Source organism: Paenibacillus sp. J22FR83, from assembly GCF_059691955.1.
Genome location: NZ_JCAUAM010000001.1, coordinates 969,339 through 981,901, shown reverse-complemented (window position 1 = coordinate 981,901; position 12,563 = coordinate 969,339). Strand labels below are relative to the sequence as shown.

Below are 12,563 nucleotides of genomic sequence, written 5' to 3'. Positions count from 1 at the left end.
CAATGTCACGAGTAGTTAGTTCGAAGGAAGGTCGGAACAAGGGACTGCAACTGGGAATTGAGCATGGAAGAAGGATGGGACGATGCCAATTTGTACTGGATACAGTCAAACCAGCTGGTATCCCGCTCCGAGAGGTGAGTGTGTTATTTATTCCACAAGGTTTCGATGCCATTGATACAGGCATTATCGAAGGCTTGCAGCAGACTGTACGCGTGGTACACACCGCGACAGCGGCAGATATGCTTCGTTTGGCTGCAGAACTGCGGCCTAACCTTGTTCTTGTGATGAATGGTCTACATGTGTTCCCGGCAGATCATGCTGCTCACATTGATGCGATTAGAATGATGGGCATTCGTACGGCCATTTGGTTCGCAGATGACCCGTACTTTACGGACTACTCGACCCCGCTTGCGCCGCATTATGATTATGTATTTACGCATGAAATGTCATGCATTTCGTTATATCAAGGCGCCGGCTGCCAGCAAGTGCATTATCTGCCGTTAGCGGCAAGCCAATCCCTGTTTAAACCGATGCAGGTGGGCCATGAATATAGAAGCGATGTTTGCTTTATTGGGGTAGGCTTTCCCAATCGTATTGCTTTGTTCAATACGATTGCACCTTACTTAGTTGGTCGCAAGGTCATACTTGCGGGACCGCTATGGAATCAATTGCAACATTTTTCACAATTTAAGAATGGCATTCATCTTCACGGGGTTCCTATGAGGGAGTCAGTGAACTATTACAATGGTGCCAAAATCGTGCTCAACATGCACCGCCTTACTTATGATGCAACCTACAATAAAAATAGCAGAAATTTGCCTGGCCTCTCGATTAATCCTAGGACTTATGAGATATCAGGATGCGGCGCTTTGCAAATTACGGATCGGCGTTCAGACTTGGCGAACTATTATACACCAGGTCATGATATCGAGACGTTCGACCACCCGAACGAGCTGATCCACAAGATCAACCACTATCTGTTGCATGAGGAAGAGCGACTGCGTATTGCAACGAATGCGTTGCGAAGAACGATTTTGGAGCATACGTATGCTGCGCGTTTAGCCAAGCTTTTGGACATTATTTTTAACTAGAAGGGAGGGAATTCGATGCAATTTCGGAATTTGGATCAAGCAAGGAAACAAGGTCATGCGGATGGTTATCAATCGGGGTATCCGAATGGGTTTCGTTTAGGCTTATGTGAAGCAATTATGCAGAAAGCTATACGTGATCGTGCACCTAGGCCTGTATGGAACGTACGGGTTCTGTATGTAACATCGGGGAAAAGCTTTCCGTATAGTCCATTGGACAGGGCCATCATTGAAGCTTTGCGTCCCCTCGTACGTGAACTCATTGTTGGGAATATGGATAATGATCCGATTCGTGTCGGAAATGCGCGAGCTAGTGTTGAAAGGTTGGCTACGGTTCATAAACCAGACCTGATGCTTGTCCTTGATGGCATGAATTTACCGCTGCATACCGTGGCTCGTCTTCGCAGCATGGGGATTCGCACGGCGGTTTGGTTAACAGATGATCCGTATTATACGGATTTCACAGCTTCCTATGCGCCACATTACGATTATATGTTCACGTTAGAAATAAACTGTGTGGGGCTGTATCGGGATATGGGGTGTGCGCAAGTCCATTATTTGCCGCTTGGGTTTCAGCCGGAGATGTTCAAACCGAAGCCAGCTCCCGTCAGCTTGCATCGGGATGTGAGTTTCATTGGTTCTGCTTATTGGAATCGCGTAGCTGTATTTGATCAAATTGCGCCGCATTTAGCAACAAAACGTTTCCTGATCTCTGGCATTTGGTGGGAACGCCTACGCAATTTTAAGATGCTGGCTCCACAGATCCAGTTAAATACGTGGATGACGCCTGAACAAACGGCCGATGCCTACAATGGCGCCAAAATTGTCATCAATATGCACAGAGCCTTCGATGATCATTCGTATAATCATAATAGTCGCCGTATTCAAGGGGCTTCACCGAATCCAAGAACTTTCGAAATTTCCGGTTGTGGTGTGATGCAATTGACAGATATCCGGAGTGACCTCGTCAATTTCTATACCCCTGACTATGATATCGTCACGTATTCTTCACCCGAAGAGCTTGTTCACAAAATTAATCATTATTTAATCCATGAGGAAGAACGTAAGCAAATAGCCTTGCGTGGACTTTACCGAACGCTGCGCGACCATACCTACACGAATCGATTAATGACCATGTTGAGTATTGTGTTCGGTCCTAGGTAATGGCAACAAGAATAAAATGAGGTGAATGAAGCGTGATTACCAAAAAGAGGCCACGGAAGTTGGCCATCGTTAGAAGGAGTCGTAAGAAACGATCGCCGGTGCTCAAAAAGTACCGAGTTATCAAGAAATATCGTCCCAAGAGCCGATTAAGGGGTAAACGAAAAGGGCGCGTGATACGACAGCTGCGCAGATTTCCAAGGCGTCGTAAAGTCATTCGCGGTGTCCGCAGATCACCAAGAAGTAGACGAGCAATGGAAGCGTATCAGCATGCTTACAATGCAGCGTATAACGAAGGCTACAGCTTAGGATTTAATCAAGGATATGCATGGGAAATGGAGCATCCACTCATATAGTTTTTGCACTCAAAGTAGAAGCGAATAGGCTGGGATTCGCAATTGGGATCCGGCCTTATCCGCTCCAATAGGAGATGCCTGTCTATATGCTAAGAATACATAAATCATACAGAGTGATTGACAAAGGTGTACAAGGGAGTCAGCCTGTTTTACGAGACTACGGCTTCTGCCCTCCCTATTTTCAAAGAAGATCATAGAATAAGTAGTAAAATACTTCGCCAAGGACTGGAGATGAGAACGCATGAGCAAAACGCGAATTCCGCGTAAAACAAAGCAAATTGTGCAACAATTTCCCCGCAAAAGCTCCAGCCATCTCTCTAATAAATCCGCTAAGGCATCTACCCATCTCTCTCAGAAACCCCTTGTGTCAGTTATCATTCCTGTTTGCAATGAGGCTAATACACTAGGAAAGGTTATTCAAGAGGCGTTTCGTGTGCATCCACGTACGGAGGTTATTGTAATCGAGAACGGCTCGACGGATGGCAGTAAACTGATTGCGAAACAAGCGGGTGCCAAAGTGGTGTCTTATGACCAGCGTTTCGGACATGATGTTGGAAGAACGGTAGGAGCAAGAGAAGCGAAAGGCGATATTTTGTTATTCGTTGATGCGGATTTCGTTATTCCAGCAGCGGAAATGAGTCCGTTGATTGAAGCGATCCAACGAGGTGTAGATGTTGCATTGAATAAATATATTGGCGCTATTGCAACTACAGATGTGCACCGAGTTGTTGTAGCCAAATATGCTTTGAATGCGATTCTAAATCGCAGTGATTTGAAAGGGACTTCGATGACCACAATTCCTCATGCGATGAGTCGGAAAGCGCTGAATGTTATTGGGGCTGAGCATCTAGCTGTGCCTCCGCTTGCTCAAGCGATAGCGATTCAGCAAGGCTTGCGTGTGCAAGCTGTCAAGTATATTCAAGTCGGAAGTCGCAATAGAGTTCGATATAGCGTGGATGAAGGGGACCCCGTTGGAGATTTAATTGTCGGTGACCATCTGGAAGCTGTGCATTGGGTTATTGGGAAAACCGACGTTCGAGCTCTTCACGAAGATAACCTGCGAATTCGAGAGATGATTGAGGTGAACAGGTGAAAGCGATCAGTAAGAAAACAGTTCGTAGACATATGGCTGTTCGCGTGCATGTGAGCAGGAAAACAGTGACTAAACCAGTGCGACGTACGCGTGTTAGGAGACGAATTCGATCCCTGACGGATATGGAGCATACTTGGAGAAAGCAAGCGTATTTAGCTGGTCGGAAGGATGCGCTAGCCCAAGCGAAAGGGAAACGCGTGTACGGCAAGAAAGCAGTTAATCCACTCTGGGTCAAGTGGCTTCAGTCACAGTCTCAGCTAACGGGTGTATCCAATTATGCAGCCGCTTCGAATGGCTATTCAGCAGGCTACTATGAAGCCGTGGGCAGACAGGCACCTAACTGGATACTTCTTCCGACACTGTCCAAAGTCGGTGCAATTGTTACCGTACGCAATGCGGAGGGGACCATTGGCAAGGTGCTTGAAGAATTGAACCGCATGCCTCTGCATGAGATTATCGTTATTGTGTACGGAAGCACGGATCGCACGCTAGAGCGGATAAGAGGGAAATCGGATGCGCTAATTATCCACTATCCAGAGCGGATCGGACCGCATGTCGGGAGAGCGATTGGTGCCAAATTGTCCAAATCAGATATCTTGCTATTCCTAGAGGGTGAGGAAGTCATTCGAGCCCAACATGTGATTCCATTCCTACAAGAGATTGAACAGGGGGCACATATCGCCCTTAATAACCGTACCCCCCATTTACCTCCGTTCGCAGAATGGGATGCTTTGACCGTGATGAAACAATTCCTCAATATTTCGTTTAATCGGCCTGATTTACAAGCGAATTCACTGACCGACGTTCCACATGCCCTCTCCCGCCATGCTTTGAACCATGTAGATTATAACGAGCTAATGGTGCCGCCTAAAGCGCTTATCCATGCGATTCTAGCTGGTTTGCATATCACTTCACAAGCGAGTATTCCCACCATGGGATGGCAGAAAGAACCTGGGCCAGAGAAGTTGCAACAAGGTATTGGCGATCATGTAGAGGCACTTGAGTGCGCGATGAGGGAAAGAGGCGAGCGGATTGATTTTCCAGACTTGATACGAAAAAGGGAGATCATTAAGGAGGAATGAGCATGCAAGTAACAAGCATTATTATTCCTACCTATAATGGTTTGGCTTTATTGAAGGCTTGTGTGGCTTCGATTCGCAAACACACCTTGGTTCCCTATGAGATTATCGTCGTAGATAATGGATCAACGGATGGCACGGTCGCCTACTGTCGCAAGATGAGGCTGAAACTAGTGTCCCACCCCCATAATCTCGGGTTCCCAGCAGCATGTAATTATGGGCTTCGCTTTGCTTCCGGGGATCTACTCATGCTGCTTAATAACGATACGATCGTCACGCCCAACTGGCTTCCTCATCTCCAAAACTGCTTGAATAGCGCTGAGGATGTCGGTATGGTCGGTCCGATGACTAATTATGCGAATGGCAAGCAGAAGATTCGAGAGCGCTTTACAACGACACAGCGGATGGCTAGGAAATATAACCGAGTGAACCCATCCTTATGGAAGCCAACCGATCGGTTGGTAGGGGTTTGTTTACTTTTTAAAAGAGAAACGTTCGAGCGGGTCGGATTGTTGGATGAGCGGTTCTCACCTGGTTATTTCGAGGATGACGACTTCTGTTATCGGGTTCGATTAGCTGGTTATCGGCTGCTCATTACAGGAGATTGTTTCATTTATCATCGCGGCAGCGTGAGTTTCAGGAAAAATGGCAATGAAGCTCGTCGCAAGCTATTAAGACGTAATCGGCGAAAATTCATGGATAAATGGGGCGTGGATCCCTATCGGTTCATTTAGGCACCGATTTACAATAGACAGCATATCGTAGAGTGAAAAAGGTTGTAGGAGGCGTAGCCGTGGAGGAGCGGGTAACGAAGATTATTTCCCATATTACGGCTTCACATAGCCAGATGGCCCACATATTAGAAGCTCATCGGCATATTTCTACGCAGATGGCGGTCGTTGCGGGAGAACTGCCGGACTCTCACCCTGATTTTGCTGGATTAGAGATGCTGCAGAAGCGGGCGTTGCAATTAACTCAGAACGTAACGGCTTATTTAAATAGTCTTGCTGACTTAGAAGAAGCTATAGCCATGCAAACAGAAATACTGATGAAAGAAATACAGGTACCTGATGAAGAATAGAGGGAACGACGTTGGATAGAACAGATCTCTATATGCAAATGTTAGATGCGACAGCCAAGCTGCAATACGAAATAAGTTTGATGTTGGAAGCTAGAGTCATTGAAGCTACGAAGTCACAAAACTGGATTTGTCAGCATATGAATGGGGCCAATTTGGAAGGGCATGACCATAAAATGAAGGTTACTGGTGAAGTTCATGAGAGTGTTATTGATCTTATTGGCGGCTTAACCAAGTTGGAAAATGCGCTTAATCACCAAATGAAGGCGTTACTTGGGAAAAATCAAATAGGATCAGCTTTAGGGGCTGCGGATGACATGGAATTTGGCCAGTTACTACCGTTTGGTGAGGATGGAAAGCTGTGAAGGAATGGAATCGAGAACAGGTGGAGCTGCATATGTTAATCTCGCTGGCTAGGAGCCAGCGAGCGTTATGCAGAATCATTGAATCTGTAGCGGATCACATAGAGGGTTCTGAACATTTAGCAGATCATGTCGCAGCGAATCTTAAGTCAATAAGTGATTATCAGCATGTCATGATGATGAAATTATCGAAGCAGCCTGCTCGTAAGCGTGTTACGAGTAAACCAGGCAAGCCGTGGATGAATAAGCATGTATAGCTGCAGGAAGCACATGCAGCCGAACTTACCCCCAGCGCACGATTAGCCCTGCGTGAGTCAAGCCCCCGCCAAACCCGTAAAGTAATAGATTGTCGCCGACTTTCACTTTGCCCTCCCTGATCCCCAAATCCAGCGCAAGTGGGATGGAAGCGGCGGAAGTATTGCCGAAGTATTCAAGGCTGTACAGCGCTTTGTCCATCGGGATACCGCTCTTCTCACAGATGGAGTCAATCATTCGCAGGTTCGCGCTATGAGGGATGAACCAATCGATGGCCTCGAGCGGCAGTCCGCTCTTCTGCAGCAACATCTCGATGCCCACGGGGACGGTGGAAACAGCGAAACGGTACACTTCGCGTCCGTTCTGGACAAGCTTCCCTTCCCCTAGCAGTGCATCGCCATTCAGCTCTGTAGCTAGACCTGTTCGGTACACATGCTTGGCGCCTGTACCATCAGATCCCATGTGATAAGCGAGGAAGGCCGGCTTAGCTTCTTCCCGTTCAACGACCACTGCACCAGCACCGTCACCGAATAGGATGCAAGTGGATCGGTCTGTGTAATCTGTGATCTTAGATAACGCGTCGCTGCCGATCACGAGCACTTTGTGATGCCCTCCGGCTGCCACGAGCGCACTCGCGGTATGAAGTGCATAGGCGAAGCCCGCGCACGTCGCATTGAGATCATAGGCTCCCGCGGCCTGGAAGCCGAAGTGGGCTTGAACTTGACACGCAACAGGCGTCGACGATAAATCTGGTGTATGCGTGGATACGATGATGAGGTCTATCCCATCAAGGGAATTTGGGTATCGGTCGAGCAAATTCTGCACAGCTGCTATACATAAATGGCTAGTGAACTCATGCGCTTCAGCAATCCGGCGCTCTCGAATACCCGTGCGTTGCACAATCCATTCATCGTTGGTATCGACCCTATGGGAAAGCTCCTCGTTGGTTAAAATGCGTTGAGGCACATACGTGCCAATGGCAGAGATTCGCGCTTGCAAGGGATACGAGGAAGGCATGTGAGACACTCCTTTGGAATAGGCTTAGAATAGATTTGGCACTAGATATTAGTATCAGGTACTAAATTTATTCTAAGCTAAGGTGAGTGCCTTGTCAATGGGAGGATTATACGATGTTCTCCTGATTGTAAAGCTCGCTCGGTAGGATCTTATGCGTCTTTTCGCTAACGATCTGCGGCAAACGTCCGAAGCGAGCCGCCAACTTGGACAACGACTGCTCGTAGAAGTAAGCGAGACCTGTGTGGATGGTGTCCTGGAAGGGTGCGATCCAGCGTTCGCGGTCAAAGCCTTCGGGGCCGAACCAGGTACCGAGCAGGGAGCCGACGCTTGCACCGAAGCTGTCTGTATCGTTGCCTTGCGCGACTTGCTTGCATATCCCATCGCCAACATTCTCAGCGAACAGGAACGTGTTGATGAGCGTACCGATTTCCTGATGGATACCGCAATGCTGGAATTCACCGTATCGCGTGTGAATCGCGTCATAAGCTTCAAGCCAATCACCAGCTTGGATAACGATATCTCGACAAGTCGAGGCCGATTCGTAGAAGCGACTTCGCTGCGGGATGAACTGCAGAGCGGTGTTAATGACCGCTAGCCGGTCCTCCAACACCTGAGCCGCGGCAATCGCAGCAGCCAAGAACATGGTTGCATATACACCCGTACGGCGGTGCGTGAAGCTCGCGTCGCGCCAAGCAAGTTCAGCCGCGAGTGCAGGATTGCCCGGACAAGCGTAGCCGTAGGCGTCGGCGCGAATCGCAGCGCCGCATAGCTCGCTGTCCGGCGTGAGCACATCTGCCCAACGCTGAAGCTCTTCAAGCGGGATTGGCGATTTGTCATGCTCCAAATAACTCAGTCCAGATCGGATGATCATGACGCGCTCTGGCCCCCAAGTCGTGCTAATTGGGAGGTGATTGAGCCATAGATTTCGCAGGTCTAGTTGCGTGAAAGATGTTCCGAACTGTTCTAGTGCGAGCATGCCCATCAGCGTGTAGTTGATGTCATCGTCGGGAGCCACGAATTGGATGCGATCACGTGCTGTTTCGAACCAGGACCAGTGGCGTCTGCCGAGCGCACGAAGCATCTCATCCGATATGTAATCGCGAAGTGGCCATTCTCCGACTTTGGAGAAGGCTTCGCGCATTTCGTACAAATTCGGATTTACTTCCAGCGGCTTCCCGAGCATGGAGCCGCACACGGAGGAGAGAAAGGCCGTCTCCACGCGGCGTGAGCTCTCCTCAACATTCACCTCACGCATTAGGCCTAGAGGTCTTGCCGGATCGCATTCCTTCCAAATCTCTTCAATGGTATCGGGCTCATAGTAGGGCCAGTCGCGCCGCAGCGGCATTTCTACGAGAGTTTGTGCAAATGAGAAATAGGCGTCATAGCTTGTGGGTAAATTCTCAAGTCTATGCAAATAGCCAGATGTGTCATGTCCTTGGGCAAATTTATTGCGAAGAATGACGGAGAGCTGCTCTTTCAGGAAAGGAAGGGACAGTAGCATAGTTGGAATCGGCCTCCATTGTTGGTTTGCTCTCAGTATAGCGAATAGCAAGAGAGGCCCGCTTCTCAAAACGCACTGAAACCTTCTCGATCTCAACTGAAAATACCACTTAATAAGTTTCGGTAGTCGGAAGGCTTCATCCCTACTCCATCTTCAAATGCCCGATAGAAGGCAGCATGACTCTGGAAACCGCTTTGCTGGCAAATTTCTGTCACGGGTAGGGACGTACGAATGAGGAGATTCTTCGCGGCATGTACACGAACAGAACGTAGATACTGGGCGAAGCCCATGCCAACCGCTTCCCGGAAGAGGGCTTGCGTACGTGAAGGACTCAGATGCAGCAAAGATGACACATCGGTTACAGTCAGTGGGTCATGGTAGTTCTGTTCTAATAACTGAATAGCCGGCCGGAGTGTGCGGTATGCGCTAAGAACATTGCTCGCTTCTAGCCGGTCTGGTGACGGATCGTAGTAACGAAGGAGGGAGGCGCAGATGTTCATCAGGTGTCCCTTGAGCATATAGTAAAATCCGGGTTCTCTGCGGCAGTATTCGTCCCACATGATCAGAAGTGCTTCTTTCATGCCCGTTGCGGATTCCGCGGAAGCGGGTATACGATTCTCGAATCCTTCTGGGCGATATAGAAATGGAAGCAGCAGTTCTTTATCGGTGTGCAGCCAGATGGAAGGCTCGAAGAATGCGAACAGAAATTGCGCCGGTTGTTCCGGATCGGATTGGGCGCGGTGCGGTTCGACCGGATTCACGACATAAATATCACCTGGCTTGATCGGATAGCTTTTATGACCAAAATGAAATATGCCTTCTCCCTTCAAGCAGCAGCCGATTTCCAGCATACTATGCCGGTGGAACGGCTCGAGTCGATAATCGGGGACGTGCATCATCATATCGATGGGGATATTCGTACGATCCACAATGGGTCCACTCCTTTCTAAATTCGCTGGGCATTTCCTATATGTTAGCCTAATCGTTTTCGAAGGTTCATGCTCATTCAGCATAACATCGATGCTTGATGCTTTGACAGAGGAAGTATGAGAAAATTGTCGAATGTACTGTGCTACGTATAGTTACACAAGGAGTGAAACCATGTCGACTCAAATAAACGATCTATTTTCCATAACATTGTTTGATGTGAAAAAAGTACAATACTACTCCCGGATTATGTTTGATATTAGTCATTCCTACCTTACTGTATCTTACATCAAAAAAGGCGAGGTTATCACAACGGACGATGGCAAAGAGTATGTAGCCAAAACCGGAGATGTGATGATTAATCGCCCAAACACACCTTTTAATGTCATTTCACAGGAAGAAGGAATTCATTATCTCTTAAGTTTGAAATTACATGTCAGGGAGGGAGTCGATTTCTTGCAAGCATTTCCTCTCGATAAAGTTATAAAAGTGAGGGATACCGCTCTGTATGAGAAAAAGTTCGATGAACTTCAAGATTTATGGGGGCAAAAAGAAGGGGATCATTACTCGGTACAGTCTGCCTTCCTTGCGCTCTTTCTGTTACATGAAATTGTGGAAAGCTCCAAAATAGGAGAAAAGCGTAAGTCTAGAGAGACGTTTGAGATTACTCGTTTCAATTATGCGCTTCATTATATTGAGAAGGGGCTGGAACGCAATATTACACGCGAGGAATTAGCAGATATTTACCATATGAATCCTATTTATTTTAGCCGTGCATTCAAACAGGTCTATGATCTAACGCCGATGCAGATGCTTCAAAAAATGCGACTCATTAAAGCCAAAAGAATGTTGGAAAATCCAGAGAACACGATTGAGCTCATTTCTCAGCAATGCGGCTTTTATGACGCATCGCATTTTAACCGTATTTTTCAGAAATCGTTCGGGATGTCCCCAAGTAATTTTCGAAAAAGTATCAAAAGTACAAAAAGTGGAATCGTGCCTACATGGTCTGAGGATAAGTTGTAGGATAACATAATAGTTAACGTGAAGGGAAGGAGGTTCTAGTGGCGGTTCTCACTGGAGCTAATTGTCAGCAAGTGTTATCTATCAATATTGTTCAAAACAAAGGGGGATATACCATTGGTACAAAAACTGAAATATGCTGCCTTACTCATTGGATCGATATGTATTGTACAAAGTATAACAGCTTGTTCGGCTTCAAATTCGGATTCTACAAGCACGGCAACGCCAGCAGCCACAGGGACATCCGGAGAAAAGGTCACTTTGCGTGTGATGGACTGGGCAGATAGCGAGAAACCGTTCCGTGAGAAATTTATCAAAGATTTTGAAGCAAAATATCCAAATATCAAAATTGAATATACGCTAATGAGCGTTGATCAATTTCAGAATACAATTACAACAGCGATTAAATCGGGAGATGCCCCGGATTTATACCCAATTCCCAACAATGTATCCTTGAGCATGGCGGTTAAAGGGGAATGGTATCAGCCATTAGATCCTTATATCGATAACGAGTTTAAGAACCAGTTCGTTGACGGTGCGTTTGTTGAAGGGGCGACCATGTTAAATGGGAAGATCTACTCCATTCCTGCACTTGCGAGTGTGCCGAGCACACTTGTGTATTATAATAAGCAGCTTTTCCGAGATGCTGGGTTAGACCCTGAGAATCCGCCGAAGACATACACGGAATTCCGCCAAGCCGCTAAGAAAATTACCGATGCCAGCAAAGGCAAAGCCTACGGAATTATCGAGGGTGGGAAACAAATCGGACGCTGGAAACTAGCGGCAATGGACTGGTCTGCATTAGGTGGCAGCGGTTTCAATCAGCAATCACCGATCAGTTTGGTTACTCATACAGCAAGTTATGATAGCAAGGCTGTCGTTGATGTCATGAATTTGTACAAAGGGATGAAAGATGACGGAAGCTTCCATCCGAAGACGATGAGCATATCCGCACCTGAGGCTCGCGCTTTATTTGGGGAAGGGCAAGCAGGTTTTATTTTACAAGGCGAATGGTCCATTGGTGTATGGAAACGCGACAACCCTAACTTGGACTTCGGTGTCATGGCGCCACCTATTCCGGATGGAGGTCAGCAAGGCTTCTTGCCAAGATCGAGTTTCAGCCCATGGATCGGAATGTCCAAAACAACGAAGCATCCTAAAGAAGCTGCCCTATATTTAAAAGAGTATTTCAGTAAAGATTACCAGGCAGTGCTAGTTAAAGCGGGAGATCGCTTCTCCATTTTAAAAGAAATAAATGAAAGTTCCTCGGAGATTCCACAGTTCAAACAGTACTATGACATTGTTCAAAAGTTTTCACGATCCGTGCCTAATCCTCAAATCAGGAACCCAGAGCTTGCAAGTGTATACGGCAATTACAAGGATGTTCAACCAGGTGTAGGGGATATTATGCAAGCTGTCGTATCCGGGGCGATCCAAGATCCTACAGCAACGCTTAAACAGTTATCCGATAATATTAATAAGTCTTTGGATACAGCGATTTCGAAGGCTAAATCGGAAGGTGCCAAGGTAGACAAAAACGATTTCATTTTCTCTAATTGGAGTTCTGACAAGAACTACACCGTACAAGATTATAAGTCAATTCAATGATAGGGAGTTCACGCA

14 protein-coding genes are annotated in these 12,563 nt (G+C 47.2%); 11 read left to right on the top strand and 3 right to left on the bottom strand.

The features are described 5' to 3' along the window. The first annotated feature begins 2 nt into the window (after window positions 1-2). The 9 genes from AC58PV_RS03525 to AC58PV_RS03485 all read left to right on the top strand — a co-directional run bounded on the left by AC58PV_RS03525 (window position 3) and on the right by AC58PV_RS03485 (window position 6,474). Complete coding sequence (locus AC58PV_RS03525; protein ID WP_497430892.1) at window positions 3-1,091, top strand: CgeB family protein; 1,089 nt, start codon at window positions 3-5, stop codon at window positions 1,089-1,091. Window positions 1,092-1,106: 15 nt separating this feature from the next. Continuing rightward, window positions 1,107-2,252 (top strand): CgeB family protein, encoded by a 1,146-nt coding sequence (locus AC58PV_RS03520; RefSeq protein WP_497430891.1) that lies wholly within the window; start codon window positions 1,107-1,109, stop codon window positions 2,250-2,252. A gap of 32 nt (window positions 2,253-2,284) precedes the next feature. After that, a complete protein-coding gene (locus AC58PV_RS03515) occupies window positions 2,285-2,605 on the top strand; it encodes a hypothetical protein (RefSeq protein WP_497430890.1) in 321 nt (106 codons plus the stop codon). 241 nt (window positions 2,606-2,846) lie between these two features. Further along, window positions 2,847-3,698 carry a glycosyltransferase family 2 protein gene (locus AC58PV_RS03510; RefSeq protein WP_497430889.1) on the top strand — a complete coding sequence of 284 codons (852 nt, stop codon included), beginning with the start codon at window positions 2,847-2,849 and terminating at the stop codon, window positions 3,696-3,698. After that, window positions 3,695-4,780, top strand: coding sequence for a glycosyltransferase family 2 protein (locus AC58PV_RS03505; RefSeq protein WP_497430888.1), 1,086 nt, complete (start codon window positions 3,695-3,697; stop codon window positions 4,778-4,780). The genes AC58PV_RS03510 and AC58PV_RS03505 overlap by 4 nt, the downstream gene beginning before the upstream one ends. 2 nt (window positions 4,781-4,782) lie before the next feature. Next, on the top strand, window positions 4,783-5,511 hold the full coding sequence (locus AC58PV_RS03500; RefSeq protein WP_497430887.1) for a glycosyltransferase family 2 protein: 729 nt from the start codon (window positions 4,783-4,785) through the stop codon (window positions 5,509-5,511). A gap of 59 nt (window positions 5,512-5,570) precedes the next feature. Continuing rightward, the gene (locus AC58PV_RS03495; protein WP_497430886.1) at window positions 5,571-5,858 is read left to right on the top strand and encodes a nucleoside-diphosphate sugar epimerase; all 288 of its coding nucleotides are present in this window, start codon (window positions 5,571-5,573) and stop codon (window positions 5,856-5,858) included. Between the two features lie 11 nt (window positions 5,859-5,869). Then, window positions 5,870-6,220 carry an alpha-helical endospore appendage domain-containing protein gene (locus AC58PV_RS03490; RefSeq protein WP_497430885.1) on the top strand — a complete coding sequence of 117 codons (351 nt, stop codon included), beginning with the start codon at window positions 5,870-5,872 and terminating at the stop codon, window positions 6,218-6,220. Beyond that, complete coding sequence (locus tag AC58PV_RS03485; protein WP_497430884.1) at window positions 6,217-6,474, top strand: hypothetical protein; 258 nt, start codon at window positions 6,217-6,219, stop codon at window positions 6,472-6,474. The genes AC58PV_RS03490 and AC58PV_RS03485 overlap by 4 nt, the downstream gene beginning before the upstream one ends. A 25-nt stretch (window positions 6,475-6,499) precedes the next feature. Here the strand turns inward: AC58PV_RS03485 and AC58PV_RS03480 are convergent, their stop codons facing one another. The 3 genes from AC58PV_RS03480 to AC58PV_RS03470 form a co-directional block, all read right to left on the bottom strand. Beyond that, complete coding sequence (locus tag AC58PV_RS03480) at window positions 6,500-7,489, bottom strand: ketoacyl-ACP synthase III (RefSeq protein WP_497430883.1); 990 nt, start codon at window positions 7,487-7,489, stop codon at window positions 6,500-6,502. Between the two features lie 106 nt (window positions 7,490-7,595). Continuing rightward, window positions 7,596-8,990 carry an ADP-ribosylglycohydrolase family protein gene (locus AC58PV_RS03475; RefSeq protein ID WP_497430882.1) on the bottom strand — a complete coding sequence of 465 codons (1,395 nt, stop codon included), beginning with the start codon at window positions 8,988-8,990 and terminating at the stop codon, window positions 7,596-7,598. A 92-nt stretch (window positions 8,991-9,082) separates the two neighbouring features. Further along, window positions 9,083-9,919: a helix-turn-helix domain-containing protein gene (locus tag AC58PV_RS03470; protein WP_497430881.1), complete on the bottom strand. Its 837-nt coding sequence runs from the start codon at window positions 9,917-9,919 to the stop codon at window positions 9,083-9,085. Between the two features lie 172 nt (window positions 9,920-10,091). Here AC58PV_RS03470 and AC58PV_RS03465 point away from each other — a divergent pair, with 172 nt between their 5' ends. Beyond that, window positions 10,092-10,943 carry a helix-turn-helix domain-containing protein gene (locus AC58PV_RS03465; RefSeq protein ID WP_497430880.1) on the top strand — a complete coding sequence of 284 codons (852 nt, stop codon included), beginning with the start codon at window positions 10,092-10,094 and terminating at the stop codon, window positions 10,941-10,943. A gap of 114 nt (window positions 10,944-11,057) precedes the next feature. Further along, window positions 11,058-12,548: an ABC transporter substrate-binding protein gene (locus AC58PV_RS03460; protein ID WP_497430879.1), complete on the top strand. Its 1,491-nt coding sequence runs from the start codon at window positions 11,058-11,060 to the stop codon at window positions 12,546-12,548. Window positions 12,549-12,563: the final 15 nt, after the last annotated feature.